The 26,575-nt window shown below is 55.8% G+C and carries 25 protein-coding genes; 19 read left to right on the forward strand and 6 right to left on the reverse strand.

Annotation, left to right across the window (positions count from 1 at the left end; genetic code table 11):
- Positions 1 to 157: 157 nt before the first annotated feature.
- Both PEH01S_RS17515 and PEH01S_RS17520 read left to right on the forward strand, forming a co-directional pair.
- Positions 158 to 562 (forward strand): DoxX family protein, encoded by a 405-nt coding sequence (locus tag PEH01S_RS17515; RefSeq protein WP_127487044.1) that lies wholly within the window; start codon positions 158 to 160, stop codon positions 560 to 562.
- Positions 563 to 785: 223 nt separating this feature from the next.
- Positions 786 to 1,232, forward strand: a complete 447-nt coding sequence (locus PEH01S_RS17520; protein ID WP_127487046.1) for a hypothetical protein — start codon at positions 786 to 788, stop codon at positions 1,230 to 1,232.
- A gap of 94 nt (positions 1,233 to 1,326) precedes the next feature.
- On the opposite strand, the gene PEH01S_RS17525 is transcribed toward PEH01S_RS17520, so the two are convergent.
- The gene (locus PEH01S_RS17525) at positions 1,327 to 2,691 is read right to left on the reverse strand and encodes an MATE family efflux transporter (protein ID WP_025849165.1); all 1,365 of its coding nucleotides are present in this window, start codon (positions 2,689 to 2,691) and stop codon (positions 1,327 to 1,329) included.
- Between the two features lie 120 nt (positions 2,692 to 2,811).
- Between PEH01S_RS17525 and PEH01S_RS17530 the strand changes: the two genes are divergently transcribed.
- From PEH01S_RS17530 to PEH01S_RS17540, 3 genes are all read left to right on the forward strand, one after another.
- On the forward strand, positions 2,812 to 3,690 hold the full coding sequence (locus tag PEH01S_RS17530; RefSeq protein ID WP_307720099.1) for a helix-turn-helix transcriptional regulator: 879 nt from the start codon (positions 2,812 to 2,814) through the stop codon (positions 3,688 to 3,690).
- 382 nt (positions 3,691 to 4,072) lie between these two features.
- Positions 4,073 to 5,320, forward strand: a complete 1,248-nt coding sequence (locus PEH01S_RS17535; RefSeq protein ID WP_025849167.1) for a serine hydroxymethyltransferase — start codon at positions 4,073 to 4,075, stop codon at positions 5,318 to 5,320.
- A gap of 17 nt (positions 5,321 to 5,337) precedes the next feature.
- Entirely contained in the window at positions 5,338 to 6,534 is a 1,197-nt protein-coding gene (locus PEH01S_RS17540; RefSeq protein ID WP_127487048.1) for an acetylornithine transaminase, read from the forward strand.
- A gap of 59 nt (positions 6,535 to 6,593) precedes the next feature.
- Here PEH01S_RS17540 and PEH01S_RS17545 read toward each other — a convergent pair whose 3' ends face one another.
- Entirely contained in the window at positions 6,594 to 7,490 is an 897-nt protein-coding gene (locus tag PEH01S_RS17545; RefSeq protein ID WP_025849169.1) for a LysR family transcriptional regulator, read from the reverse strand.
- Positions 7,491 to 7,593: 103 nt separating this feature from the next.
- Here PEH01S_RS17545 and PEH01S_RS17550 point away from each other — a divergent pair, with 103 nt between their 5' ends.
- The 11 genes from PEH01S_RS17550 to PEH01S_RS17605 all read left to right on the forward strand — a co-directional run bounded on the left by PEH01S_RS17550 (position 7,594) and on the right by PEH01S_RS17605 (position 17,780).
- A complete protein-coding gene (locus PEH01S_RS17550) occupies positions 7,594 to 8,352 on the forward strand; it encodes a type 1 glutamine amidotransferase (RefSeq protein WP_127487050.1) in 759 nt (252 codons plus the stop codon).
- 18 nt (positions 8,353 to 8,370) lie between these two features.
- Positions 8,371 to 9,252, forward strand: coding sequence for a pyridoxal 5'-phosphate synthase lyase subunit PdxS (gene pdxS, locus PEH01S_RS17555; protein ID WP_025849171.1), 882 nt, complete (start codon positions 8,371 to 8,373; stop codon positions 9,250 to 9,252).
- A gap of 192 nt (positions 9,253 to 9,444) precedes the next feature.
- The gene (locus PEH01S_RS17560; protein ID WP_025849172.1) at positions 9,445 to 9,939 is read left to right on the forward strand and encodes a hypothetical protein; all 495 of its coding nucleotides are present in this window, start codon (positions 9,445 to 9,447) and stop codon (positions 9,937 to 9,939) included.
- A 17-nt stretch (positions 9,940 to 9,956) separates the two neighbouring features.
- A complete protein-coding gene (locus tag PEH01S_RS17565) occupies positions 9,957 to 11,705 on the forward strand; it encodes an ATP-binding cassette domain-containing protein (protein WP_246062969.1) in 1,749 nt (582 codons plus the stop codon).
- Positions 11,706 to 11,729: 24 nt separating this feature from the next.
- Positions 11,730 to 12,191 (forward strand): TlpA family protein disulfide reductase, encoded by a 462-nt coding sequence (locus PEH01S_RS17570; RefSeq protein ID WP_127487054.1) that lies wholly within the window; start codon positions 11,730 to 11,732, stop codon positions 12,189 to 12,191.
- A 309-nt stretch (positions 12,192 to 12,500) separates the two neighbouring features.
- Entirely contained in the window at positions 12,501 to 12,902 is a 402-nt protein-coding gene (locus tag PEH01S_RS17575) for a hypothetical protein (RefSeq protein WP_025849175.1), read from the forward strand.
- A 33-nt stretch (positions 12,903 to 12,935) separates the two neighbouring features.
- The gene (locus PEH01S_RS17580) at positions 12,936 to 13,436 is read left to right on the forward strand and encodes a MauE/DoxX family redox-associated membrane protein (protein ID WP_127487057.1); all 501 of its coding nucleotides are present in this window, start codon (positions 12,936 to 12,938) and stop codon (positions 13,434 to 13,436) included.
- A gap of 2 nt (positions 13,437 to 13,438) precedes the next feature.
- Positions 13,439 to 13,864 (forward strand): hypothetical protein, encoded by a 426-nt coding sequence (locus tag PEH01S_RS17585; RefSeq protein WP_025849177.1) that lies wholly within the window; start codon positions 13,439 to 13,441, stop codon positions 13,862 to 13,864.
- Between the two features lie 683 nt (positions 13,865 to 14,547).
- Entirely contained in the window at positions 14,548 to 15,147 is a 600-nt protein-coding gene (locus PEH01S_RS17595) for a class I SAM-dependent methyltransferase (RefSeq protein WP_025849179.1), read from the forward strand.
- A gap of 208 nt (positions 15,148 to 15,355) precedes the next feature.
- Entirely contained in the window at positions 15,356 to 17,080 is a 1,725-nt protein-coding gene (gene acsA / locus PEH01S_RS17600) for an acetate--CoA ligase (RefSeq protein WP_127487059.1), read from the forward strand.
- 37 nt (positions 17,081 to 17,117) lie between these two features.
- Complete coding sequence (locus PEH01S_RS17605) at positions 17,118 to 17,780, forward strand: adenylate kinase (protein ID WP_127487061.1); 663 nt, start codon at positions 17,118 to 17,120, stop codon at positions 17,778 to 17,780.
- A 92-nt stretch (positions 17,781 to 17,872) separates the two neighbouring features.
- Here the strand turns inward: PEH01S_RS17605 and PEH01S_RS17610 are convergent, their stop codons facing one another.
- Positions 17,873 to 20,152 carry a transporter substrate-binding protein gene (locus PEH01S_RS17610; protein ID WP_127487063.1) on the reverse strand — a complete coding sequence of 760 codons (2,280 nt, stop codon included), beginning with the start codon at positions 20,150 to 20,152 and terminating at the stop codon, positions 17,873 to 17,875.
- A 342-nt stretch (positions 20,153 to 20,494) separates the two neighbouring features.
- Here PEH01S_RS17610 and PEH01S_RS17615 point away from each other — a divergent pair, with 342 nt between their 5' ends.
- Genes PEH01S_RS17615 through PEH01S_RS17625 form a run of 3 tightly spaced genes read left to right on the forward strand, consistent with a single transcriptional unit; the run spans position 20,495 to position 23,287 of the window.
- Positions 20,495 to 21,541, forward strand: a complete 1,047-nt coding sequence (locus PEH01S_RS17615; protein ID WP_127487065.1) for an aliphatic amidase — start codon at positions 20,495 to 20,497, stop codon at positions 21,539 to 21,541.
- 1 nt (position 21,542) lies between these two features.
- Entirely contained in the window at positions 21,543 to 22,676 is a 1,134-nt protein-coding gene (locus tag PEH01S_RS17620; protein WP_127487067.1) for an AAA family ATPase, read from the forward strand.
- Positions 22,673 to 23,287 (forward strand): AmiS/UreI family transporter, encoded by a 615-nt coding sequence (locus PEH01S_RS17625; RefSeq protein ID WP_127487069.1) that lies wholly within the window; start codon positions 22,673 to 22,675, stop codon positions 23,285 to 23,287. The genes PEH01S_RS17620 and PEH01S_RS17625 overlap by 4 nt, the downstream gene beginning before the upstream one ends.
- A 299-nt stretch (positions 23,288 to 23,586) precedes the next feature.
- On the opposite strand, the gene PEH01S_RS35470 is transcribed toward PEH01S_RS17625, so the two are convergent.
- From PEH01S_RS35470 to yhbH, 3 genes are all read right to left on the reverse strand, one after another.
- Positions 23,587 to 23,700 (reverse strand): putative holin-like toxin, encoded by a 114-nt coding sequence (locus PEH01S_RS35470; protein WP_246062970.1) that lies wholly within the window; start codon positions 23,698 to 23,700, stop codon positions 23,587 to 23,589.
- 160 nt (positions 23,701 to 23,860) lie between these two features.
- Positions 23,861 to 25,291: a SpoVR family protein gene (locus PEH01S_RS17630; RefSeq protein WP_025849185.1), complete on the reverse strand. Its 1,431-nt coding sequence runs from the start codon at positions 25,289 to 25,291 to the stop codon at positions 23,861 to 23,863.
- On the reverse strand, positions 25,288 to 26,448 hold the full coding sequence (gene yhbH, locus PEH01S_RS17635) for a sporulation protein YhbH (protein WP_025849186.1): 1,161 nt from the start codon (positions 26,446 to 26,448) through the stop codon (positions 25,288 to 25,290). Before yhbH ends, PEH01S_RS17630 begins: the two co-directional genes overlap by 4 nt.
- Positions 26,449 to 26,575 lie beyond the last annotated feature (127 nt).

The following is a 26,575-nucleotide window of genomic DNA, read 5'->3' on the forward strand; positions in this document are numbered from 1 at the left end:
TTTCCGGCCGGCGCATTTTTTTGCCTTCGGGCACTACAATAAGTAGTGTACGGTAATTAGGAGGTGACGCGGAGCGGAGGATACCAGGCGGATAAAAGGGAGCGGTCCTCAAACGAGCCTGAGAAATTCGTATTTAATTCAAGGAGGAATGTATGAAATGGCCATGTTTTCCGAAGTGGGAGCTTTAATTGTACGTATCGTATTGGGAGTGACTTTTCTTTTGCACGGGCTGCAAAAGTTTCAATCGGGGATTGAAAAGGCTGCGGGCTTCTTTCAAAGCATCGGCTTGCCCGGTTTTCTGGCTTATGCGGTCGGGGGCATCGAACTGATCGGCGGCATCTGCATGATTCTCGGTCTGGGCGTGCGCGTGTTTGGCGCGTTGTTTTCGATCATTATGCTTGGCGCAATCCTGACCGTCAAGCTGTCGCAGGGTTTTGTCGGCGGGTATGAACTGGATCTTGCGCTGTTCGCCATGTCCCTGCATCTGTTGATCAGCGGGAATCGTGTGCTGGCGGTGGACAGCTTGTTCCGCAAGCGGAGCACCGAAGGGGCGAGCGCCTAGCGCGCTTGGAGCTGTTTTGCGATTGGGCAGCATATGGGCCGAACGAGGGGCTGAGCCAAAAGTAGACGGATGGGCCGATCTACTAGAGGGGCAGCCTCTTTTCTTTAGCGATCGATCGCTGTCGATCCGGATTGGAGTATGGTATAGTTGGAACGTAGGAGGCATAGGATCAGCGCCGGTAGAAGAAGTCGCACTACATCATTATAGGAGACCTACTCAAATCATGGAAAAGAAAAACGTACATTTCGGCGGCGTACTGGCCGGTATTTTGGTGGATCAGGTCGCTTCGTTCGTCTCTTCGCTGTTGATCGGCACGATCTATGTCACGTCCAATCAGATCGGTCCGAGCGAGATTTCCAAGGTATATTCGGATACGCCGATGTTGATCGTTTACCTGCTTGTCGGCTTGTTCTGCACGGGGCTTGGCGGGTATGTGTCGGCTTCGGTCGCGAAGCGGGACGCTTATTTTCACGCTTCGATTATCGGGGTGGTGGGAGCCGCGATCGGCTTCTATTATTCGTTCGCCAACTTCGAGGTTCCCTTGTGGTATCATCTCATCGGCTTCGTGGCCGTTATTCCCGCCGCCTTGCTGGGAGGGCGTGCCGCTTTCCTAAAAAGAAGGCGGGCCACCCCGGATAAGCCGTCCGGCAGGAGCGCGAAGCCGGATTGACCGGCGGTTCGCAGGCGGGCGGCTTTGTCCCCGCGCGTATCGCCAAACGAAAGACCGTCCGAATGATGAATCGGACGGTCTTTTGCCGTGCATGTCAGCTTTGTGCCGAGATGGTCTGATGTGCGGACGAGGCTGCGGACGGGTGGAGCATTTTACCGCTTTTCCAACGACGGAGAACGAGAAAGCCGCGTAAATATTCGTCGGCGATCATCGACGCATAAATTCCGGTCAAGCCCCAGCCGAGCCGAATGCCGAGGAAGTAAGAAAACGGCGTTGCGAGCAGCCAGAGCGAGATCATTCCGGTAATCATGATGAACCGGGTATCTCCGATTCCCGTTAACGCGCTGCCCATGGCCATATTGATCATTTTCCCCGGCTGCAGCAGCAGGTTCAAGCCGAGCAGCGCAACCCCGAGCGCTACAATCTCGGCATCTACGGTGAACAAGGACAGCACCTTGCTGCCGAATACGTACAGCAGCAGCGCATTGGTCATGACGACCGCAAGTCCCGTCCCCATTCCCCGATAAGCGGCGCGGTAAGCCTCTTGTGTCCGTCCGGCCCCGAAAAGATGAGCGATCTGAATTTGCAGAGCCATGGCGATGGAATACCCGAGCGTAAAGCAAAACGACTCCATCGTGTTCATATAGGTCCGCGCCGCCAATTCCGTCGCCCCGAGCATCGCTATGAACGAAAACAGAATCAGCTGCGAGAAAACCCACGAAGCCGAGTGCACGCCCATAGGCCAGCCGATCTGCATCGTTTCGCGGAACAACGGGCGGTCGAATTGCAAAAAGTCTTTCCACCCGATCCGGCGCTCGAACGAATGCACGAACAGGAAGGCGAGCACGATCGTGGCCAGCAGACGGCTGACAAGGGTAGAAACGGCCACGCCGGCCAGCCCCCATTGCGGGAAGCCGAAGGCGCCGTAAATAAAGGCGTAGTTCAGCACGACGTGAATGACGTTCATCCCAATGGCGATATACATCGGACCGCGCGTGTTCCCCGTATTGCGAATCGCCGTGCTGAGAGCGGCCGTAGCGGCGGTCAGCGTCATGCCGCCGCCGACGATGGAGATGTACGTGTCGGCCATCGGCAGCAGCGCGGCAGGGACCTGCAGCAGCGCGGCGATATCGCGGGCAAACACATAGAGCGCGAGACTGAGCAAGGCCCCGATCACGACCGATATATTGACGGACATGATGGCTACCGTCCGCGCGTCTTCCGGCCTGCGGGCGCCGAGCTTTTGCGCGATCAGTACGCCGGCCCCGTTGGCGACCGTCATGAACAAGATCGTGACGGCGGCAAACAATTGCGTGGAAATGCCCACGACGGCAACCGCGCCGTCCGATATGCGGCTGACCATCAGCGTGTCCGCCGTGCCCAGCAAAAACTGCAGAAACATTTCAATAAAAATAGGCCAGGCGAGCGCCCATAGTGTAAACTTTTTGTCGTCATTCATGTTCCGTATCCTCCTGATGCCGTATTCCCATATCACATTATAGAGCGTATACTTGAAAGCATGTATCAGTATCCGAACTAAAATTATCAATTTATAAACCTGACTTCGTATGGTAAGAGGGTGAAAGCGATTCCAATTCTCGAATTTACTTCCCCGCCGCTGCCCCATTATTTGTCCAGCGGCTTCGGCATTATTGCGCCCGGGCGCAAGCACCCGAACCGGCGCAACATCGGCGTGTTCGATCTGCTCGTCGTGCAGGAAGGCTGCATTTATATTATGGAAGGCGGCGTTTACTACGAAGTTACGGCCGGCCATGCGATCATTCTCAGGCCGGACCGGCACCATTATTCGCCGCAGGGGTGCACGACGGATACGGCGCATTATTGGCTTCATTTCAACACGACGGGCGTGTGGAGAGAGACCGAGGAGGGAGTGCCTACGCTGCCGCCCGTCTCGATGGAGGAAAAAAGTTTCACGATGCAAACCTTCGCCATTCAGCTTCCCCAGTTTATCAAGCTGTTGAAGCCGACGGCCGTCTACCGGACGATGCAGCATCTCGGCGAGCTGGAGAAGGAGTCGCACCGCAACTGGGCGCGCTGGAAGCATCAGCAGCTGTTTCAGCAGGTGCTGGAGCAGCTTAACGCTTCGCTGCAAGCGGAAACGCCGCCGCCCGGAGCCGAAGTGGCGGACCAAGCGGCATCCTACCTGCGCCAGCATTTCAAACAGCAGGTGACCGCGCGGAGCTTGGGGGAGGCGCTTAATTTTCATCCTGTATATATCGCGCGCTGTATGCAGCGGGAATTCGGCTGTTCGCCCTTCGAGTATTTGCTGCGTTACCGGTTGGAGCAGGCCAAGATGCTGCTGCTGCAGACCGACTTCCCGGTCGCCCGGGTGGCCGAAGAGGTCGGATTCAACCAAGCGGCGTATTTTACGTCCTGCTTCGTCAAAGTAGAGGGCTTGACCCCACGCGCCTATCGCAAGCGCTTTTCCCATGCCTGACCCGGTACCGTGGCGCACAAGCTCACAGCAAGGCCGTTTCTTCTTCGGAGGAAACGGCTTTTTTGCCGGTCATAGGATCGTTTTGGTTCGTCTATCGGGGGGCTTGAACGATTGGAAGCACCGATGCATGCGGGATGAACGATTGTTCCAGCCTATGATAGCGATAGGGAATTTGTAATTGATGGCACAGGTCGCCCTCCCTATAATGAAAATCGTTAACCGTCATTCGGGGACCGAACGATGGAATCGAAAGGGGGAGCAAGCGATGCCTATGATAGCGATAGGGAATTTGTAATTGATGGCACAGGTCGCCCTCCCTATAATGAAAATCGTTAACCGTCATTCGGGGACCGAACGATGGAATCGAAAGGGGGAGCAAGCGATGCGGCAGTTGCAAAATCAAGACCCCGCGGTGGCGGAAGCCATCCGAAAAGAGTTCGCACGGCAGCGGGATCATATCGAGCTGATCGCTTCCGAGAACTTCGTCAGCCCGGCCGTCTTGAAGGCGATGGGGACGGTGCTGACCAACAAATACGCCGAGGGGTATCCCGGCAAACGGTATTACGGCGGCTGCGAGTATGTGGATCTTGCCGAATCGCTCGCCATCCAGCGGGCGATGGAGCTGTTCGGAGCGGAGCACGCCAATGTGCAGCCGCATTCCGGAGCGCAGGCCAACATGGCCGTTTATCTGGCGGCCGTTCGCCCAGGCGATACGATTCTGGGGATGAATTTGGCGCACGGCGGCCATCTCACGCACGGAAGTCCGGTGAACGCCTCCGGTCAGATGTACCGGTTCGTTCCTTACGGCGTGAACGAGAAGACGCACCTGCTCGATTACGATGAAGTGCGGAGCCTGGCCCTCAAGCACAGGCCGCGGATGCTCGTCGTCGGCGCGAGCGCTTATCCGCGGATTATCGATTTCGAACGGCTGGCGCAAATCGCCGCCGAGGTCGGAGCTTTGTTCCTCGCGGATATGGCGCATATTGCCGGCCCCGTCGCCGTCGGACTGCATCCGAGTCCCGTACCGCATGCGCACTTCGTGACGACGACGACGCACAAAACGCTGCGCGGGCCGCGCGGAGGCATCATTTTGTGCCGCAAATCGTGGGCGTCCCAGATCGACAAGGCGGTCTTCCCGGCGACGCAAGGGGGGCCGCTGATGCATATCATCGCCGCCAAGGCGGTGGCGTTGGGCGAGGCGGCGCAGCCGGCCTTCGCCGACTATACCGCGCGCGTGCTGACGAACGCGAAAGCGCTGGCCGAGGGCCTGCTCGCGCAAGATTTGAATGTGTTGACCGGCGGAACGGACAATCACCTGCTGCTGCTCGATCTGCGCAGCATCAAGATGACCGGCATCGACGCGCAGGAGCTGCTCGACAGCGTCGGCATTACAGTGAACAAAAATGCGATTCCTTTCGATACGGCAAGTCCGATGGTCACCAGCGGCATCCGTATCGGTACGCCGGCGGTCACCACAAGGGGCATGGGGCCGGCCGAAATGGCCGAGCTTGCGGGCGTGATCGGTGCGGTGCTCAAGCACCCGAGCCATGCCGGCGTCCGCGGGCAGGCGCGCCGAAAGGTGAAGGAATTGACGACGGCCTTTCCGCTCTATGACGACATCATCGATTGAAGAAAGAAGGGAATGCCATGGAGTTCGCGTCTCTTGAAGAAAAGGAAAGCGCGCTGTTTCCGACGTACGCGCGGCATCCTCTGACCTTCGTCCGGGGCGAAGGCTCGCGGCTGTGGGATGATCGGGGGAACGTCTATCTGGATTTTATGTCGGGACTCGCCGTATGCAACCTGGGCCACGTTCCCCCTCAAGTCAAACGGAGCGTGGAGGAGCAGTTGGGGCGGCTGTGGCACGTAAGCAATTTATTTCAAAGCCCCCAGCAGGAGGCGCTGGCGAAGCTGCTCGCGGAGCATAGCTGCGCGGACCTGGCGTTCTTCTGCAACAGCGGCGCGGAGGCGAACGAAGCGGCCATCAAGCTGGCCCGGCGCTATGCCCAGCGGGTGCAGGCCAAGGAGCGGTACGAGATCGTGACGTTCGAGCAATCGTTCCACGGCCGGACGCTTGCCACGCTGACGGCGACCGGACAGGACAAGGTGAAGGACGGCTTCTACCCGCTCCCCGAAGGGTTTGCGTATGCGCGGTATAACGATATCGAATCGGTGGGGGCGTGTATCACCGAGCAGACCGCAGCAGTCATGCTGGAGCTCGTGCAGGGCGAGAGCGGCGTGCATCCCGCCGATCCGGCGTTTGTCCGGGAGCTGGCTCGGTTGTGCCGGGAGCGCGACCTGCTGCTGATCGTCGACGAGGTGCAGACGGGGATGGGGCGTACGGGCAAGCTGTTTGCCTACGAGCACTACGGCATCGAGCCGGATATCGTGACGCTGGCCAAAGGGCTGGCGAGCGGCTTGCCCGTCGGAGCGATGCTGGGGAAGCGCAAGCTGCGCGAAGCCTTCGCGCCCGGCAGCCACGCCTCAACGTTCGGCGGGTCGCCGCTCGCTATGGCGGCAGGCATCGCCACGCTGCGGACGATGCTGGAGGAACGGCTGCCGGAGCGGGCGGCAGCGGCCGGGCGCTACGCGCTGCGAAGGCTGGCCGCGGAGCTGCACCAAGCTCCGCCGGTGAAGTCGGTCCGCGGGCTTGGGCTGCTGATCGGCATCGAGCTGGACCGGCCGGTCGGGCCGTTCATCCGCGAGCTGCAGCATAAGGGCTTGCTGGTGCTGCCGGGAGGGCCATACGTGATCCGGTTTATGCCGAATTTGTACGTGGCCCACGATGAAATCGACCAGGCGGTGGAATGGCTTGCGGATGTCCTTTTCCAAGCCTCGGACAAGTAGTTCCGCGGGAGCAAGGAAGCTTAATGACTTGCCGCTGCCGGAAAGGAAAGGCTGCCGGGTTACCCGGGGCTTTGGGTTTTGACCGTAGTGATAAGCTGCTCCATAAAGACCCGGCTTGCCGCGCATAAATATTTATTTTTCCGGTACACGACACCGATCTGCGTCGTGATCGCGGGATTCGCGATCGGGACAATGCGGATTCGCGTATCGGCGATATAGTCGAGGTATGCCTTCGGCAGCACGGTGACGCCGACCCCTTGAGCGACCATATTGATAATCGACTCCATCGTCGTCATCTCCAGCACCGGCTGCGGGGCGAAGCCAAACGCCCGGCACCGCTCGTCCAGAAGCTGCCGCAGATGATAGTTGCCCGGCAGCAAAATGCTGGGCGTCTCCCGCAGCGCCTCAAGCGTCACGGAGGGCTTCTGCCCGATGGGATGATCAAGCGGAGCCGCCAGTGCAAGCTCCTGCTTGCATAACGGGATCGTTTCCAGCTCCTCATGCTCCATCGGCATGAAGACGATGCCGAGATCCAGCTCGTTGTGCAGCAGCCCGTTATAAATATCGCCGGTGCGGAGGCCCTGAACGGACAGCTTGACGTTCGGATACCGCTCGTGAAACGAGATGACGGTCGGGGGCAGCAAATAATTGACGACCGTCAGCAGCGCCCCGATGGTAAGCGAGCCGCGCTTTAAGCCTTGCAGCTCGCTGATGGCGGCGCGGGCTTGCGACAGCTCGTGGAACACGCTGTAGCTGTGGCTGAGCAAAATTTTGCCCGCCTCGGTAATGATCGTTTTTTTGCCGACGCGGTCGAACAGGGGCGAGCCGATTTCGTGCTCAAGCGTGCGGATTTGCTGGCTGAGCGACGGCTGGGCGATGCCGAGCTTGTCTGCGGCGCGCGTAAAATGCAGCTCCTGGCATACGGCCATGAAATATTCCAATTGTCTGAGTTCCAAGGGACATTCCTCCGGGATGACGTTCGATTGATCGCCTAATCATAGATTTTGACGATCATTATATAGTAAACGATAGGAAAATGGAAGGGTAGGTGAAGACTCCGTGAGGCTTCATTACATTCAGCACGTGCCGTTTGAAACGCTCGGCCTCATTGAAGCGTGGGCGCGGGAGAAGGGCCATACGGTAACGGGAACGAAGGTATACGAGCAGGCTTCGCTCCCCGCGCTCGGCGACTTTGATATGGCCGTCGTATTGGGCGGTCCGATGGGCGCCAACGACGAGCGCCTCTATCCGTGGCTCAGCGCGGAGAAGGCATGGATTGCCGCCGCCATCCGGCAGAAGAAGCCGCTGCTCGGCATCTGTCTGGGCGCCCAATTGATTGCGGAGGCGATCGGAGGCAAGGTCCGCCAGAACTACTACCGGGAGATCGGCTGGTTCCCGGTCGAGCTGGCCGAGGCGGCGAAGCATAGCCCGTTGTTCCGGGGCTTTCCCGACCGGTTCGTCCCGTTTCATTGGCACGGGGATACGTTTGAGCTGCCGGATCGGGCGGTGCGTACCGCCAGCAGCAAGGGCTGTCCGAATCAGGCATTCGTTTACGAAGACTATGTCGTCGGCCTGCAGTTTCATCTGGAGATGGACGAGGCGGGGATCAGCCGGATGCTGAAGCACGGCAAGGACGATTTGATACAAGGCCCTTACGTGCAGAAGCCGGAGGAGATGGCGGACCGCGCGGAGCTGGTGAATGAGGCGAAAGCCATGTTGCACACGCTGCTGGACGCGCTGGAAAGACGCTGTTCGGAGACGGAGTATAGGCGGTTCGCTTCCGGCAAGGGACAGGTTTACCCGATCATCGGAGATTAGAAAACAGGGGGAATCGAGATGGAAACAGGCTCCACACGCGTAAAAAGAGGAATGGCGGAGATGCAAAAGGGCGGTGTCATCATGGACGTGATGAACGCGGAGCAGGCGAAGATCGCCGAAGCGGCGGGCGCAACGGCGGTCATGGCGCTGGAGCGGGTTCCTGCGGATATCCGCGCGGCCGGCGGGGTGGCCCGGATGGCCGATCCGACGGTTGTCGAGGAAGTGATGAAGGCCGTGACGATTCCGGTGATGGCCAAAGCCCGCATCGGCCATTATGTGGAAGCACGGGTGCTGGAATCGCTCGGGGCCGACTATATCGACGAAAGCGAAGTGCTGACGCCGGCCGACGAGCTGTTCCATATCGACAAACGGGCATTTACCGTGCCTTTTGTCTGCGGGGCGCGCGACTTGGGCGAGGCGCTGCGGCGGATCGGGGAAGGCGCTTCGATGATCCGCACGAAGGGCGAGCCGGGCACCGGGAACATTGTGGAAGCCGTGCGGCACATGCGGATGATGATCGGCCAAATGCGCAAGGTGCAGGGCATGAGCAAGGACGAGCTGATGGCCGAAGCCAAAGCGTTGGGCGCGCCTTACGAGCTGCTGCTGCACGTTCATGAGACCGGCCGTCTGCCGGTTGTGAATTTTGCGGCGGGCGGGGTGGCGACCCCGGCGGATGCGGCGCTGATGATGCATCTGGGCGCGGACGGCGTCTTCGTCGGGTCGGGCATTTTCAAATCCGACGCGCCGGAAAAGTTCGCCGCAGCGATTGTGGCGGCAGCCACACATTATACGGATTATTCCTTGATTGCGCAGGTATCCAAAAATCTGGGCACCCCGATGAAAGGAATCGAAATTGCCACGCTGCAAGCCGCCGAACGGATGCAGGAGCGCGGCTGGTAAGTGATCAAACCCATCCTTTGCGATGGGTTTTTTTTATTTTTGTATAATGTCGAATCATTGGATTCCAAGTCATCGAATTACCAAATAAAGTAATGATATTCCATTGTGAGGGAGTAATCCTTAATTATACAATATTACCAGAGGCGAGACGAACATCCGCTCACTCGAGTTCACAGCATTGGAGGAGATGAAGTGCAACCAGAACGCCAGCCTGACGGTCACAGACGGTTTTTAAAACAATATGCCGAGGAATATAAGCTGGGAACGTACTTTCCCGAAAAGCTGACATTGCTCAGCAAGACAGAGCCCGTCTCCTTCCAATGGCTTCGGGAGACGGAGCGGGGGGCCGTCGTGTTCCTGCTAAGCGCATACTGCTCGGCTTGCAGCATGGGGCCAGTTCAAGAGTTCGCGGAACGGTTCGGAGCTTTCCGCTACTGCGTGTTATTCGAAGGAAGCGCGGAAGCGATGGAACAGCAGCGTGAGATCTACGATTTGGACATGCCGTTCTACCTGTGCGATACCGTGAAGCTGCAAAGCCAACTGAAGATAGGCGTCGTTCCTTACGCCCTGATTTTGAATAAGCTCGGACAAGCGGTCGGCGCAGGCATCTTCAATGACTGCGGGAAGCTCGAACAGTTGGCTGCCCCGTTGATCCGCGTGTATGAGCGCAGTATGGCGCAGATATGAAGTCTTTTGCTTATACCATGAGATGCGCAGGTCAAGCCTTTTGCAAAGTATACCGGTTCCATAAACCCGTTGTATTGCTGTCTCTGTTCGTATATCTGATGGTGGCCCTGCAGTCGAATATCGGCATTTACTTAAGCAAGCGGATCGTAGACCAGCTCGCCGGGAACAATCTGTATCTGCTCATGGGAAGCATCGCGCTTCTTCTCTCGTTTCAGCTTGTGCGGCTGCTGCTGGAAACGTATTCCCAGCTCAAAAGCAGGCGGATGCATATGGCATTTGCCGTCCATTGCGAGAACGAATTGATCGATCTCGTCGCAAAGACGGAGCTGCTGGATAAGGAGCACCCCCAGTTTACAGGCGACTTCTCGTATTGGTCCTTCATTAACGGCAAATATCTGGAATCGTATTCCACCGTGACCCAGTTCGTCAAGCAGGGCTTGATCGCGGCGATAAGTTTGGGTTATCTGCTGTACTATCACCTGTACATCGGGTTGCTGGCGCTGCTTGTCGGTACGCTGAAGGGCATTTACGATCTTCGCGCCGTCCGGCGTAGGGTAGCGATCAACGAGGAGATGATGAGGCAATCCCGGGGGTACCATTATTATTTTGATTTATTGACGGGCTCCCAGACGCAGAAGGAAATGGCGTTGTTTCAATTGGTGCCCTATTTCCGGCAGAAATGGCTGCGCAAGAAGGAGGAGGCTAACGCCTTATCCATGCAGCTCGAAGCCTTAAATCTGAAAAGACAAGCTTCCGGCGAGCTGCTGTCCATTATTAGCTCGGGCTTCGTTATCGTCATGACCGCGCTGCTCATTTATAAAGGCTCGCTGACGATCGGAGATTATGTGGCCATCACGATGGCGCTAACGATGACAGAAAGCAATATTACGATGATGTTCGCTTCGATCTCGAAGCTGACGGAAAATGCGGCCCATATCGAGAGGCTAAGCAAGATCGAAAGCGGCGTGCATGCCGCCGCCCGCCTGCCGGAGCAGGCGGAGCCCCGGCCCTTCCGCTTTCAGGAGGAGCTTCGGATTCATAACCTTACGTTCCGCTATCCGAATCGGGACGAGCCGGCGCTGACCGGCATCAACGCAGAGATTCGCAAAGGCGAAATGATCGCCATTCTGGGCGAGAACGGCTCGGGAAAATCGACGCTGGTCAAGCTGCTGCTGGGCCTTTACCGGAGCGATACCGACGCCATCTTATACGACGGTGTGAGCGTCCGCCAGTTGGACCGGGTCGGGATGTGGCGCAAAACGAGCGCCGTCTTCCAGGATTATATCCGCTATATGACGGATGTGCGGGACAACATCGCCGTCGGCAATATCGTCGAGGTTCACAATACGGACAAGCTGCATTCGGTGCTCGCGAAGGTTGGGCTGTCCAAGACGTTCAAACACGGCTTGGATACGAAGCTGGGAACGCTGGAGGATAACGCGGTTAACTTGTCCGGCGGACAGTGGCAAAGGCTCGCTTTGTCGCGCGTGTTCGTCTCGGAGGAGCACGAGCTGGTCGTGTTCGACGAACCGACCTCCGCGCTCGATCCGGTCAGCGAAGTCCGGCTGATGAATGAAATGCTTGAGCACTGCCGTGGGAAAACCGTCCTAATGGTATCCCACCGGGTCGGAATTGCGCGGAGAGCTGACCGCATCTTCGTGATGGAGAGCGGGCGCATTGCCGAGGCCGGGACGCACGACGAGCTGCTTCACAAGCAAGGACTTTATTATGAGATGTGGCATCAGCAAAAGCAGTGGTACGACTAATTCAGGCGAAAAGAGGGAGTAACGATGTCGTTCAACCGTAAACCGGGCGGATCAGCCGACAGCGGCCCGCCGATCGGTTCCGTGCTATCGGACCTGCCGCCCCATCTCAGTGCTTTCGGAACGCCTGCGGAGCCGGGCGAAGCGACGGGTACGGCGCTGCTGTTCGTTTCCACCTATTGCTCGCATTGTATCGATCTGCTGCCGCATATCGACGCGATGACGCGGAACCATCCGTCCTTTTCCTTCCGGCTCTTCTCTGCGGGCGACACCGACGATCATCAAAGCATGGTCGAATACTTCGGATGGACCTTCCCGGTTTGTTCGCTGGATCAGAGCGATATGGAGGCGTATTTTGCAGTGACTTATTTGCCTTTTGTCATCCTCGTCGACGATTCGGGAAAAGTAGCCGCCAAAGGAGTAATCTATAACGCAGAAGAGTTCGAGCAGATCGTAAAGGACTACGCACGCCAGGCGCTGGCTAGATAGGGGCATCCCGGTTTCCACACCTTAAGATAGAGCTTCACAGTTCAACGAAAGGAGGTGATAAACAATGACATGCACTGATCCGAAATGTCAAGTTGTATTGAGCAGCGAAGAGTTCTGCTACGTCAGCCCTTGCACTTATAACGGAAGCAGTTACCCTAAAACGATGGCCTCCAATAAGCTTCTTGGCTGCGAAGACGGGAGCACGACAACATGCCATCAGCCAAAAGTCGGCTGCTGCTACTAAAACGATTAGAGGAGGGGGGTCACCCCTCTTCTCTTTTTACTCTTCCAGGAAACGGGGGATCTTCTTTGAAAACTCAACTGATCGTATGCGACCGGATTACCCATAACGAACAAGCGAGGGGCCACCAGTTAGGCACCGTGCTGAACCATCGGACGATTCCCGTTCTGCCGTATGCGTTAGATTTGCACATTCTGCTCAAAATCTTTGATTTGCCGCAGGGAAAATCGGTAGATACGCATTTTGAATTTACCAATCAACGTGGAGAGCGGCTTGCCAAAACGGCGGTGACCGTCCTCAGAAATTACAGAGCGGACGATCAAATTCCGGGCGTCGACAAAGATTTTGCCTTTACGTTGGTACTGACGGAGCCGGGAATCGTTCACATCAAATGCATTGCCGACGGCGAAGAAGCCGCATGGTACCCTTTGACGATTCGATTGCAGGAGGAGGAGCATCAAGCCTCCTGAATAGGTCTGGTACCGGATGGGGGGATTGCAACGATGACGGGTTTGATAGCGTATGTTCTGGACGTAATAATAGCGGTTCTGTTCTTCCTGCCCTTTTACATGAAGCTGCGCAGCTTCGGAGGGCTAAGGGTGGACATTTATTCCTACGGGGTGCTGCCGGTCTTCATGCTGTCTTTGGCGGCCTGTGCCGTTTTGATCACGGAGTTTTTGCTGTTTTTCTTGTTTGCGACGGGCTTGGCGGAAGGCTGGAAGCAAATCGCGGGGATCGGGCTGCTGTCCGCGTTTACTTGGTTGACCTGGAGAAAGAAAAAAAGCACCGGGGCCGAAGCCTGCGTCTGCTATGGCGATGTCGGTTTTCTCAACCGGTTTCCCATCTATAGAAACCTTGTTCTTATCGGTATTTTACTGATCGATGCAGGCGTGAAGCGGGAGCCGGGCGACGTTTACTCCATGCTTCATTCGCTTGTTTTGGTCATGTCGCTGTCGTTTACTGTAGAGCTGGTGACGTTTCGCTGGAAAAGAAGAGAGGTCTGACGATGACCGATCCGTTTTTTTTATGCACGCTGTTGTGGTTCGCCTTAAGTATAGCAGCGCTTGCCCGCCTGAGAAGGCGGGACCGGCAGGCCATCCAAGCGCAAATCCGGCAGGTCGGGCAATTGGCGGATGAAACGAACGAGCTGATTTTATTTCTGGACTATTCGGCGCCGGGCTTCAAGGAGATCGATGCTTTCCTGCTCACGGACATGCCGGGCAGAGTTACCGTCGTTTTTCATGCCCCCCAATGGCTGTTTGCCGCAAAAGCGAAAAGATGGGAGCGGCACTGCGTCGTGAGCGCCGATTGCCTGAACGCATCCTCGTCCGGCATAACCCCAACTCGAGTTGTTCTGGATAAAGGTGGGAAATACCGCGTTTTCCATGAGGTACCGGCTTTCCTAAAGCTGTGGAGCCGGTCGAAAATGTGAAATCATTCATGCTTTATTTGTGTGATAACACCGCGGACTGGAGGCTGCTCTTTCCATCCGTGTAGTCAAGGAATTGAAGGAGCGGGTGACCCTCGATATGGTTGTTCATGTGCCGCCAAATACGCCGGAAACCGTCAAGTTATACGCCTGGTTTCCTTTAAATAAGCAGCCGGATGCGCCTGTATATCCCAACCCTTCTTGCCATACAGTCGAACCTTACGAGCCCGGGCAAAGCAAGCGAAAAGGCAGGGGCCTCGAAAAGCAATCCGGACTTCACGGGGGCGGCAATCCTGCCCGGTAAAGAAAGACACGGCTGGATCAGCGGCCAAGCTTTAACGGAGAAAGAGATGTAGAGCTTGATCTTGGAGCTTTCATTGGGCGGAAACGAACCGAGAGCTTTCTCGTTCGCCATCGACTGCAAAAATCTTAAGTTTCGTACACTTTGAGCGAATACTGCACAACGAGCCGAGGCCACGAATAGGTGCCGCGGCTTACTTTTTCTTGGCCGGAATAGTTGAATCGGCGCGTCATCGATGCCTTGCGCTATTGACACCCTAATGATTTCGAAGATATTATGGATATAATAAACCTATAATAGCAGCGAAGTTTACAAAAGCGACGAAGTATGCTCTGTAATCATGCTGCTTTTTTGTTTTATTAAAGCGATAAGGAGGCCTGTGCGTATGGGAAATGTATGGCACGAGCGTTTTAAGTCGGAGGAATATTTTTATGGGGAAGAACCTAACGTATTTATTCAACAACAAGCCTTTCGATTGGAACCATGCCGCAAAGTTATCGCATTTGCGGAGGGCGAAGGCAGGAATGCCGTTTTTTTGGCAAAAAGAGGTCATGAAGTGACAACCTTTGATTATGCGGAGAGCGGTTTGCAAAAAACGCAAAAACTGGCCCGAAAACATAACGTTAACGTGCATACCCAAAAGTTAGACCTGCTGGCGGACGATGTGCCGAATGAGGAATTTGATGCCGCCATCATGGTATTCGGACATTTTCATCAAGACGATCAGGCCATGGTGCTTAATAAAATGAAACATGCCGTAAAGCCTGAAGGGATGATGATGCTTGAGGTATACTCCAAGGAACAAGTAAAGTACGGCACAGGCGGTCCCCCGGACCTGGAGATGCTTTACGATCCCAAAGAAATTCTTGCTTGGTGCGCGGGTCAAGAGGTGATCCATTTCTTCTATGGCGAACAAGAGCGGGTGGAAGGAAAGGCGCACACCGGTTTAGCTCATGTCATTCAACTTGTATTAAGAAAAAAATGAGAAATCCGTGTCAGGCACTCCAGCAACCGCAGGCTCCTAAGTGTCCCATTTTGCATCACTGTATCAGATCGAATCGGCAAATGTGTCCCGAAATGGGACACATTTTTTGTGCGCTCCTTTCATTTCCGGCATCCGACGGTTGGCACAATAATTGCTTTACTTAGGCGCAGAAGGCAATCATCTATCATCGATTGGGAGGGTCTGCACCATGAATTCGTTTACGAACGAGCGTATTGCGGCCACGGCGGCCAGCCCCAACCTGGAAAATTACGAGCAGGCGCGGGGGCAGTTTCGATGGGAGGAGGTGGAGCGCGAGTTCACGTGGCACGAAACCGGAAAAATCAATATGGCGTACGAAGCGGTCGACCGGCATGCCGAGTCGTCGCGCCGGGACAAAATCGCCTTGTACTACAGCGACGGGCAGAGAGAAGAGGCGTACACCTTCGGGCAAATGAAAAGCGGCTCCAACCGCTTCGGCAACGTGCTTCGTCAGTTGGGCATCGGAAAAGGGGACCGCGTGTTTATTTTTATGCCCCGTTCCCCAGAGCTTTACTTTGCGCTTCTCGGGATTATTAAAGTCGGCGCGATTGCCGGCCCTTTGTTCGAAGCCTTTATGGAAACCGCCGTGAAGGACCGCTTGGAAGACAGTCAAGCCGTGGCGATCGTCACGACGCCTTCCCAGCTTCCGCGCATCCCGGTTCAGGATTTGCCCCATTTGAAGCACGTGATTCTGGTCGGACAGGACCTTCGGCTGGAGCAGGGGCAAGTCGACTTTCACCGAGCAATGGAAAGCGCTTCCGAGGAGCTGGATCTTGAATGGATGGACCGCGAGGACGGCCTTATCCTGCATTACACCTCCGGCTCCACCGGCAAGCCCAAAGGCGTGCTTCACGTCCACGATGCGATGCTTCATCATTATTATACGGGCAAAATCGTGCTTGATCTGAAGGAAGACGACGTGTATTGGTGCACGGCCGATCCGGGCTGGGTGACCGGCACGTCTTACGGCATTTTCGCCCCGTGGCTCAACGGCGCGACGAATGTGATCCGCGGGGGACGGTTCAAGCCGGCGGACTGGTACGCCACCCTGCAAAAGTACGGCATTACCGTCTGGTACAGCGCGCCTACCGCCTTCCGCATGCTGATGGGAGCCGGAGACGAGCTGGTGTCCGGGTTCGATCTGTCCAGACTCCGCCATGTGCTCAGCGTCGGCGAGCCTTTGAACCCGGAGGTCGTCCGCTGGGGGTTGAGCGTATTCAAGCAGCGCATCCACGACACGTGGTGGATGACGGAGACCGGCGGCCAGCTCATCTGCAATTATCCGGGGATGACGATTAAGCCGGGATCGATGGGAAAGCCGATTCCGGGTGTGGAGGCGGCCATATTGGACGACCAGGGCCGTGTCTTGGAGCCTTACTGCATGGGAAATCTGGCGATCAAGACAGCATGGCCGTCCATGATGCGCCGTATTTGGAACAATCCGGCCAAGTACGAAGAGTACTTCCGCTTCAAGGGCTGGTATGTGTCGGGAGACTCCGCCTTCTATGACGAGGACGGATACTTCTGGTTTCAAGGCCGCGTTGACGATGTCATCAACACCTCCGGCGAGCGGGTCGGCCCCTTCGAGGTCGAGAGCAAGCTGGTGGAGCATCCTGCCGTTGCCGAAGCGGGCGTCATCGGCAAGCCGGACCCGATGCGGGGTGAAGTCATCAAAGCGTTCATCGCGCTGCGGGACGGCTATACGCCGTCGGAGGAGCTGAAGGAGCAGATTGTCCAATTCGTCAAAACCGGCTTGTCCGCGCATGCGGCGCCTCGTGAAATCGAGTTCAAGGACAAGCTGCCGAAAACGAGAAGCGGCAAAATTATGCGCCGTGTTCTGAAAGCGTGGGAATTGAATTTGCCGGTCGGCGACATGTCGACCATTGAGGATTAACTTCGGACTCATAAAACAGAGGTGGGGGATATAACGGATGCACATTATTTTTATTGGATTGCCGGGTACGGGCAAAGGGACTCAAGCCGAATTCATCCAGGCGAAATTCAGCATACCGCATATTTCAACCGGGGAGATTTTCCGCGCCGCGATGTCGGAAGGAACGGCGCTCGGTCTTGAGGCTAAAGCGTACGTTGAGAAGGGCCAGCTTGTTCCGGACGAGGTGACGATCGGGATCGTAAAGGAACGGCTAGGCCAAGGCGATACGGCGCGGGGCTTTTTGCTGGACGGATTTCCGCGAACGGTGTCTCAAGCGCTGGAATTGGAGCGGGTACTCATCGAAGGACGGCGGCGGATCGACCTCGCGCTTCATTTGGACGTGGACAGCGGCAAGCTGCTCGGGCGTTTGACCGGCCGCCGGCTCTGCCAATACTGCGGGGAGACGTACCACGTGATGTATCGCCCTCCGCAGGAAGCAGGGAGCTGCGACAAGTGCGGAGGACCGCTCTACCAGCGGCCGGACGATACGGAGGAAACGGTGGCCACCCGGTTGGAAGTCAATGTAAAGCAGCAGAAGCCGCTGCTGAAATTTTATAAAATGAGAGGCCAGCTTCGTTCGGTGGACGGAGAGGCCGGGATCGACAAGGTATTCGAAGACATTTGCGCTATTCTCGAAAGCTTGCACATAAGAGCCAGATAAAGCGGGAAGGCCGCTTTCCCGGCGAAATAAAGGGCAGACCCAGTGCACGAAGCGGGTCTGCCCTTTTCAGTTCGCTTATACCCGGAACCGGCTTACGGCGTCATTTGAAATTCCTTCAGCTTCCGGTAAAGTGTACTCCGTGTAATGCCAAGCACCTTGGACGCCTCGGTGATCGTCTTCGTCTCGCCCAGCACCTGCTCGATCATCCTTCGCTCGACTTGCTTGAGCGGCTCGGCCGCCCTCGGCTTTCTTTGGTAATATCCTTTGAGCGCTCTCGGCAGGTGCTCCACCCGGATCGGTGCTCGTTCCCGTCCCGCCAGAAGGTAGGCGCGTTCCATTACATTTCGCAATTCGCGGATATTGCCCGGCCACGGATATTGGATCAGGGCTTGCAGCGCTTCGTCGCTGAGGCTGTCCGGCCCGTCGCCGTGGACGCCCTGAAATTCGCGGAGGAACTCCCGGCTTAAGTGCTCCACATCCTCCGGGCGCTCGCGAAGCGGAGGGATCGCGATCGACAGGACGTTCAGACGGTAAAACAGGTCCGACCGGAACGAGCCGCTGTAGGCGATTTCTTCTTGAAGATTCCGGTTTGTTGCGGCAATAATCCGTACGTTGACCGCACGCTCTTTATTTTCGCCGAGCCTCATAATCCGCTTCGACTCGATGGCTCTTAACAGGACAACCTGGAGATCCAACGGCATGTCGCCAATCTCGTCGAGAAATAGAGTCCCGTCGTTCGCGGCTTCGAATTTGCCGATGGCCCCGCCTTTTTTGGCACCTGTGAACGCGCCTTCGATATAGCCGAACATCTCGCTCGCGATCAGCTCACGGGGCAGCAGGCCGGTGTTGACGGCGACCAGCGGGCCGTGCTTTCGTTCGCTTTGCCGGTGAATCGCCTGAACCAGCACTTCTTTTCCCGCTCCGGTCTCTCCGGTAATCAGCACGTTGGCGCACGATTGGGCCGCAAGCTTGGCGACCTCCAGCTCCAATTGGTATTCGGGGTTTAAAGTCCGGATGCGGTCGAATTGATAGGGTGACGCCGAAGATCGGACGCTTAGCTTCGGCTTAAGCAAAAGCATTTGCTGACCGCTTGTTCCGTAAGGATGCACCTCGAACGCGTGATGGATGTGCTGCAGCAGCGTGGGCGTCAGGAGCTGGCCTTCCTTTAACCGGGTCAGCTCTTCCGCTTTTTTGCTCATGTACACAATATGCTGCCGCTCCGACAGGACGACGATCGCTTCATCGCTGATCCGGCCCCACGATTCCAGAATGATCTCATTCAGTTGGCCGGGCTCCCGGCTTTTTTCTTTAAACGGCTTCGGGGCAATATTGCGCTGCGAGTCCCACACGATCTCGAATTGCCCGTCCGGCATCGCTCTTGCGATTTTTACGGGTCTCGACAGATGATGATGGTCGCCCTCGACGAGCACGGTCCCGCAAGCGGTTTCAAGCTTTTTGTCGCTCAGGTGGTAAAAGACGTCCCGGTAATCCAGGCTCCCGGTTTCTTGAATACTGTCCAGTACCATTTTGGTGCCCAGATAAGTGTTGAACATGACCGACGATATGACCTGCTGCGCGCCGAAGCGTTCATGGAACGCACTGACGAAATGCAGATTGTGCTCATTTGGAAGCGATTGAAAATAGCTGGCCGAGCCGTAATGCCCCGCTCCGTAGTCTGCGCCCATCGCTGCGATTTCCGTTTCCTTCGTGATCGGACTGAAGATAGGCAAGTCATCGGGGTTCAAGCCCATTCGCCGATACGCCCGATAAAACGGGATGATGCTCTGCCCGACAAGCGTTGTAAATATGGCATCGGGCCGCTTTACCATGATGTCTTCCAGCACGTCGTAGAAGGTCTGATGACCGAACGGCACATAGGCTTCGCCGACGACCAAGCCGTTTTTTTCCGCGAGATACGTTCGGACCTGCTGGTTCGTTTCCCGGGGATAAATATAATCCGTGCCGATACAATACACCCGTTTCCCGAAGTGCTCCGTTAAGTAATCGAGCAGCACATGAACCTGCTGGTTCGGCACCTCCCCGGTATAAAACACGTTGGCATGGCATTCCCGTCCCTCATACAACGTAGGGTAGACCAGCAGGCAGCCGTATTTCTCCAGCACCGGGAGCACGGCCTTCCGGCAAGCCGAAGTATAACAGCCGATAAATACTTTCACGCCGTCTTTTGCAAGCGCTTCCGCTTCTAGCGCGCTTTTGGCCGGGTCCGAGCAAATATCCCGTACGATCGCTTCCACGTTCATTTCCTTTTGGTTAAAGTGCTCGATGGCAAGGATAGCCGCATCGCATTGTCCTCGTTCCGTCAGGGCGGTCGTGCCAGTTAATGAAAACAATAAACCAACTCTGGTATTCATTGAACTCCGCCTCTCCTTGGTAGGTTTGTGTCTTTATTATAACAAAAATCAAACCGTTTGAAATTGGGGGTTGACTTTTTTCTGAAAGTCTGTGTGTAAAAATAAGACAGTGTATCATTTTGCGACAGTTGCGGGCGGAGAGGTTTTTTTAGCTTTCTGTAAAGAAACAGGGGCAATAATTGTATTAAATTTAGACAAACGGCGGCGCAGTTTGTAAGCGATTTCTTTTGTTTGGCGGCAAAAGTTATTGGCACAGATTTTGCTTCAATTCCGGTCAAGTCGGCCGGACGGCGAGATGAACCTGTTCCGGCCGATGCAAAACACACCAAGGAGGGGTTTTCGATGAGACATGGAGACATTTCCAGCAGTCAGGATACCGTAGGGGTGGCAGTGGTGAACTATAAGATGCCGCGCCTGCATACCCGGGTGGAGGTTCTGGACAACTGCCGCAGGATCGCCGATATGATTGTTGGGATGAAGCAGGGATTGCCCGGCATGGATCTCGTTGTTTTTCCGGAATACAGCACCCACGGCATTATGTACGACGAGCAGGAAATGTATGAAACCGCTTCCTCCATACCCGGAGAAGAAACCGCCATCTTCGCCGAGGCTTGCCGGAAGGCCAATACGTGGGGCGTGTTCTCCTTGACCGGGGAACGGCACGAGGCTCATCCGAACAAAGCTCCGTACAATACTTTGATTCTCATGAACAACAAAGGGGATATCGTTCAAAAATACAGAAAAATTATTCCGTGGTGCCCGGTCGAAGGCTGGTATCCCGGCGACTGCACGTACGTAGCGGAAGGGCCGAAGGGGCTCAAAATCAGCCTTATCGTCTGCGACGACGGCAACTATCCCGAAATATGGCGCGACTGTGCGATGAAGGGAGCCGAGCTGATCGTGCGGTGCCAAGGCTATATGTACCCGTCGAAGGACCAGCAAATCATCATGGCGAAAGCGATGGCCTGGTCCAACAATACGTATGTCGCCGTAGCCAATGCGGCCGGCTTCGACGGCGTTTATTCTTATTTCGGCCACTCCTCGATCATCGGCTTCGACGGGCGCACGCTCGGGGAATGCGGCACGGAGGAAAACGGCATCCAGTACGCCGAACTGTCGGTTTCGCTAATCCGCGATTTCCGTAAAAACGCCCAATCGCAGAACCATCTGTTCAAGCTGCTCCATCGCGGCTATACGGGACTCATTCATTCCGGGGACGGAGACAAAGGGATTGCGGAATGTCCGTTTGACTTTTACCGTACCTGGGTGCTGGATGCCGAGAAGGCGAGGGAAAACGTAGAGAAGATCACCCGATCGACCGTCGGAACCGCGGAATGCCCGATCGAGGGAATTCCTCACGAGGGCAAGCAAAAGGCGGCCGGAGGCTGACATGTCGTTCATCGCGGAGAAGCTGAAAACGATCCATCAGCGCCAAGAACAGGTAGCCGGAGAAGAGGAGGACCGTTCTTCTTCTCCCCGGACCGTGACCCGGTTTCGTTTTGACGTCGACCGCGTCATGCAGCAGGTCCGGTCGAAAATTTTCGGGCAGGACGAAGCCGTCGGTCGCTTGGAGGAGATGCTGAGGGTCGTCTGGTCGGACATTTCGGAGCCGTCCCGGCCTTTGTACGTGGCGTTATTTTTGGGTCCGACGGGGGTAGGGAAGACGGAGACGGTGAGGGCGTTAGCGGAAGCGATTCACGGCAGCGCCGAGGCGTTTTGCCGGATCGATATGAATACGCTGGCCCAGGAGCACTATGCCGCCGCCTTGACCGGAGCGCCCCCTGGCTACGTAGGAAGCAAGGAAGGCATGTCGCTGTTCGATATGCAGCGCATTGAGGGCTCTTACGGCAAGCCCGGCATCGTGCTGTTCGATGAGCTGGAGAAGGCGAACGATCAAGTCATCTATTCGCTGCTGGGCGTGCTGGACAACGGGATGATGGTCTTGTCGTCGGGAGAGAAAACGATCAATTTCCGCAACAGCATTATTTTTATGACCAGCAATCTGGGGGCGCAGGACATTACGGAATTTGCCGACGGAAGCTTGAAGGCTTTTTGGAAAAAACTCGGATGGTATGCGCAGCCCCGGCATTGGGGGGCTTCCGAACGCGAGCTTCTGCGGACCATCGTACAGAAAAAGACGGAGCGCCGGTTTTCGCCTGAATTTATCAACCGTATCGACGATGTGTATGTGTTTCGTTGGCTTGGGCGCGACGGACTCGGACCGATCCTGGATTCGCTGCTCGATTCGCTCAACCGCCGGGTCCTGAAGCACCGCTGTATGGTGCAGCTCGACCCGTCCGCCAAGGAGCTTGTTGCCTCTTTTGGATTCGACAAGCAGTACGGCGCGCGCTCGCTGAAAAGAGCCGTCAGAACCTGCATCGAAATCCCGCTGGCCCGGCTGCTCGGAAACCGGCGGCAGGATGACCCGTTCGTGACCTACTACGTGCGGGGGAAACGGAACGGATTGGAGTGGTACGAAGACGACGAGCGGCTGGTGTACGAAGCCAGGGAGGTGACAAGATGAGCGCCGTTGGTCTGCTGTATGTCGGCGCGGTACTGTTTCTGAACGGCTTGATGCTGTTAGGCCGCATCGACGGCAAGAGCGCAGGCGTGTTCAATCTGTTTATCGGGGCCATGCAGGTGATCACCCCGTTTTATATGATCTTTACTTCCGGGGGAGACGCATGGACGATATTTCAAGCGTCCGGTATTTTTCTGTTCGGCCTTACTTACCTCTATGTAGGCATTACGAACTTGCAAGGGTTGGATACGAGCGGCGTCGGTTGGTACTCGTTATGGGTCGCGGTTCTTGCCGTCGGCTATGCGGCCATGAATTTCCTTCACTTTCACGACGAAAAGTTCGGCATCATCTGGCTTATGTGGTCGTTCCTGTGGACCTTGTTTTTTATTCTGCTGGCGCTAAAGCGCAATATTGGCGCATTTGTCGGATGGGTGACGCTTATTCAAGCTTGGGTGACGGCGACGATTCCCGCTTTTCTTATCCTCATCGGCGATTGGGAGCGGATCAGGGCAGGCGTCACGGAAGCGGCAGCGGGCCTCGTCGTGGCTGGCTATGGGGTTGCGTATGCGCTGACCCGGCGGAAAGAGCCGGGCGGAGTGGAGTTGTCTTCGTAAGTGGGTTCGAATCATGAAGCCACGGCCGTATTTTGAAAAGAAACTACGCTTATCCAAGTGGTATTTAGGAGAAGCTAAGCCGTAAAGTTTACTGCGTAGTCCCCGGCGTATGACAAGATTTTTTATGTCGCAAACGGAGAACGGCTTGCAGGTATGAAATAGAAGTTGTATCATAAGAATAAATAAGGAGCCGTGCGGCTAACACGACTCCTATAGTACAATAGGCCGCTTCAAAGGCGGTCCGCTTCAAAGTAAAGTGAGTCAGGGAAATAGACCGTTACTTTACCAGAGTGGGCGGTCTATTTCTTTTTGTTTTGGGTAAGCACGATGACGATGGTCACAACCAGCGTCAGCAGCGCTATAAGAAGCGAACCGAAGCCGATCATGAGCGTCAGAGCGTCTTTAACCTCCACAGGCATCACCTCCCTTCCGAGAGGTTAGCCGACCGCCCTTGCAAGCCGTTCTAGTGTACAGGAAATAGTATACAGCATGATTTCCCTGCAATCTACTATTTCCGCCCAGATCAACAAACAGAAGCCGCAGCAGCATTTGCTGCCACGGCTTCTTTTCTGCCTACAAAAATTTCCTGTTATGCTTCTTCCCGTCGTAGGCGAACAGCACCGGCTTCGTTTCGATGACCGACTCCAGATATACCGTCTTTCCCCACAGCCGGTGAATATACGGAAGGGTCCGCTCCACATACTTCAAATCAAGCTCGATGCCCTCGTACATATGCTTCAGGTACAGCTCGCCGTTCTTCTCGAAATCCCCGTCCTCGACCACGATATAAGGGAAGCCGCCGTTCACCCGGGAGTAAACGAGCTGGTCGCGGATGTTCTCCCAGGACTTATCGGTAATTTTCCATTCCGGGCCCTTTTTCTCGAAAATGTACAAATCAAGCTCGTCGCACAGCTTCTTGGTCATATAGTTGCGGATAAACGATAGATCGGAGTCGAATTCGCGCACCTCGAATATTTTTTGGCGGCCTTCGCCGCCTTTATAGCCGAAGCGCTCCCGGTCCTCTGCGGACGGGTTATCCCAACGCTTCTCGATATCCTCGAAAATTTTCAGTCCCAAATAATACGGGTTCAATGTATGCCGGGACGGAACGACGACGGAGGAGTTGAGCTTAGAGTATTCGATCGTCTCGGAGTCGGTCAGATCGAGCTCCCGCATAATGCGCTGGTGCCAGTAGGAGGCCCAGCCTTCGTTCATAATCTTGGTCTCCAGCTGCGGCCAGAAGTACAGCATTTCATCCCGCAGCATTGTCATAATGTCGCGCTGCCAATCCTTCAGATAAGGAGCGTGCTCTTCGATAAACAGCATCAGATCCTTCTCCGGCTCGGCCGGGAACCGGACGGGAGTTTCTTTTTTGCCGGCAGTCTTTGGCGCAGGCTTCTCATCCAAATCCCATAAATCCTCGTAGCCGAACTTGCGCTCGGCAGGCTTTTTCGGATCGTCCGCCGCTTCTTCCCGGCCAGTGCCGCGTCCGCGGTACGGCTTCGTGATCAGCGGATCGACATGCTCTTGAATGGCGAGAACGGCATCGATAAACCGTTCCACCTCGTCCGTCCCGTATTCGATCTCGTACTGGCGGATACGTTCTGCCGTGGCGGACATGCTCTCGACCATGTTGCGGTTCGTCTTGGAGAAGCGGACGTTGTTTTTGAAAAAGTCGCAGTGCGCCAGTACATGCGCCACGATCAGCTTGTTCTGGATGAGCGAATTGCCATCGAGCAGGAATGCGTAGCACGGGTCGGAGTTGATGACAAGCTCATAAATTTTACTGAGCCCGAAATCATACTGCATTTTCATCTTGTGAAACGTTTTTCCAAAACTCCAGTGAGAGAAGCGGGTCGGCATCCCGTAAGCGCCGAACGTGTAGATAATATCGGAAGGGCAGATCTCGTAGCGCATCGGGTAGAAGTCGAGTCCGAAGCCGCTGGCGACCTCGGTAATTTCCGCAATGGCGTATTCCAACTGCTTGATGTCATCCGCGTTCACTGGGCGATCCTCCCCTCCGCGCCCTTCGGGAAAAAGGTTTTGAGCGCCCTGTACACTTCGCCTTTCTCACGGATCACGTAGTGTACGAATTTCGGATCGTGAATGTTCCGGTAAGCGGACATCAGCGTGCTGCTGCGGTTATATTGATTCACTTCGCCGTACCCGAACAGATTCGCCCGCTTGATTAACTCGCCGATCAGCCGAACGCACCGCTCGTTGTCTGATGTCAGGTTGTCGCCGTCGGAGAAATGAAACGGATATATATTGAAGCGGGACGGCGGATAGCGCCGGTCGATCAAGTCGACCGCAAGCTGATAGGCCGAGGAGCAGATCGTGCCGCCGCTTTCGCCTTTGGTGAAAAATTCCTCTTCCGTCACTTGCTTAGCCTCGGTATGGTGGGCGATGAAAATGATTTCCACCTGCTCGTATTTCGTCCGCAGGAACCGCGTCATCCAGAAGAAGAAGCTGCGCGCGATATATTTTTCGAAGGACCCCATACTGCCGGATGTGTCCATCATGGCGAGCACCAGCGCGTTCGAGTGAGGAGTGACGATTTCGTCCCATGTTTTGTAGCGCAGATCGTCCGGGCTGATGTGATGGATGCCGGGCACCCCCGAGGTGGCGTTCCGTTTCAGATTTTCGAGAATGGTCCGCTTCTTGTCGATGTTGGACATGATTCCTTTTTTGCGGATGTCGTTGAAAACGATTTCTTTGGTTGTGACATTGTGCTTTTCCTTCTGCTGCAGGTTCGGCAGCTCCAGCTCCTCGAAGAGCATGGACTGCAGGTCCTCCATCTGCACCTCGGCATCATAATAGTCGTCTCCCGGCTGATCGCCGGCGCCCTCGCCCTTGCCCGGACCGGAAGCGGCCTGCGGGTCCACCCCGAGCACGTCGCCGACCTGGCTGTCCCCGTCGCCTTGCCCCACATGCTTGCTCTTGTTGTAGTTATAGCGGAAACGGTACTCATCCAGACTGCGGATGGGTACTTTGACGATTTGCTTGCCGTCCGACATGATGATGCTTTCGTCCGTCACCAGATCAGGAAGATTTTGCTTAATGGCTTCCCGGACTTTCTCCTGATGGCGGGTCTGATCCTGATACCCTTTGCGGTGCAGGGACCAATCCTCGCGGGATACGGTAAATAAAGGCTCTGTCATGCGGAACACCTCCTGATAGCTTTTGGATCAAAGCTGGCTTCGAGAGCACGGTCAAAAAACGGCTGAGCCGGTGTCGAAAGCTTGAACGGTGTTGGGGACCGGGTGGACGTTAAGCGTGTAAAGAAAC

Source organism: Paenibacillus ehimensis NBRC 15659, from assembly GCF_004000785.1.
In the GTDB taxonomy this organism is placed as follows: domain Bacteria; phylum Bacillota; class Bacilli; order Paenibacillales; family NBRC-103111; genus Paenibacillus_G; species Paenibacillus_G ehimensis.

Coding starts and splice junctions, on each gene's coding strand:
- PEH01S_RS17615 (WP_127487065.1), top strand. CDS start 20,495: ATGAGACATGGAGACATTTCCAGCAGTCAGGATACCGTAGGGGTGGCA.
- pdxS (WP_025849171.1), top strand. CDS start 8,371: ATGGAAACAGGCTCCACACGCGTAAAAAGAGGAATGGCGGAGATGCAA.
- PEH01S_RS17525 (WP_025849165.1), bottom strand. CDS start 2,691: ATGAATGACGACAAAAAGTTTACACTATGGGCGCTCGCCTGGCCTATT.
- PEH01S_RS17620 (WP_127487067.1), top strand. CDS start 21,543: ATGTCGTTCATCGCGGAGAAGCTGAAAACGATCCATCAGCGCCAAGAA.
- PEH01S_RS17540 (WP_127487048.1), top strand. CDS start 5,338: ATGGAGTTCGCGTCTCTTGAAGAAAAGGAAAGCGCGCTGTTTCCGACG.
- PEH01S_RS17520 (WP_127487046.1), top strand. CDS start 786: ATGGAAAAGAAAAACGTACATTTCGGCGGCGTACTGGCCGGTATTTTG.
- PEH01S_RS17585 (WP_025849177.1), top strand. CDS start 13,439: ATGACCGATCCGTTTTTTTTATGCACGCTGTTGTGGTTCGCCTTAAGT.
- PEH01S_RS17570 (WP_127487054.1), top strand. CDS start 11,730: ATGTCGTTCAACCGTAAACCGGGCGGATCAGCCGACAGCGGCCCGCCG.
- PEH01S_RS17535 (WP_025849167.1), top strand. CDS start 4,073: ATGCGGCAGTTGCAAAATCAAGACCCCGCGGTGGCGGAAGCCATCCGA.
- PEH01S_RS17625 (WP_127487069.1), top strand. CDS start 22,673: ATGAGCGCCGTTGGTCTGCTGTATGTCGGCGCGGTACTGTTTCTGAAC.
- PEH01S_RS17565 (WP_246062969.1), top strand. CDS start 9,957: ATGAGATGCGCAGGTCAAGCCTTTTGCAAAGTATACCGGTTCCATAAA.
- yhbH (WP_025849186.1), bottom strand. CDS start 26,448: ATGACAGAGCCTTTATTTACCGTATCCCGCGAGGATTGGTCCCTGCAC.
- PEH01S_RS17580 (WP_127487057.1), top strand. CDS start 12,936: ATGACGGGTTTGATAGCGTATGTTCTGGACGTAATAATAGCGGTTCTG.
- PEH01S_RS17610 (WP_127487063.1), bottom strand. CDS start 20,152: ATGAATACCAGAGTTGGTTTATTGTTTTCATTAACTGGCACGACCGCC.
- PEH01S_RS17515 (WP_127487044.1), top strand. CDS start 158: ATGGCCATGTTTTCCGAAGTGGGAGCTTTAATTGTACGTATCGTATTG.
- acsA (WP_127487059.1), top strand. CDS start 15,356: ATGAATTCGTTTACGAACGAGCGTATTGCGGCCACGGCGGCCAGCCCC.
- PEH01S_RS17605 (WP_127487061.1), top strand. CDS start 17,118: ATGCACATTATTTTTATTGGATTGCCGGGTACGGGCAAAGGGACTCAA.
- PEH01S_RS17595 (WP_025849179.1), top strand. CDS start 14,548: ATGGGAAATGTATGGCACGAGCGTTTTAAGTCGGAGGAATATTTTTAT.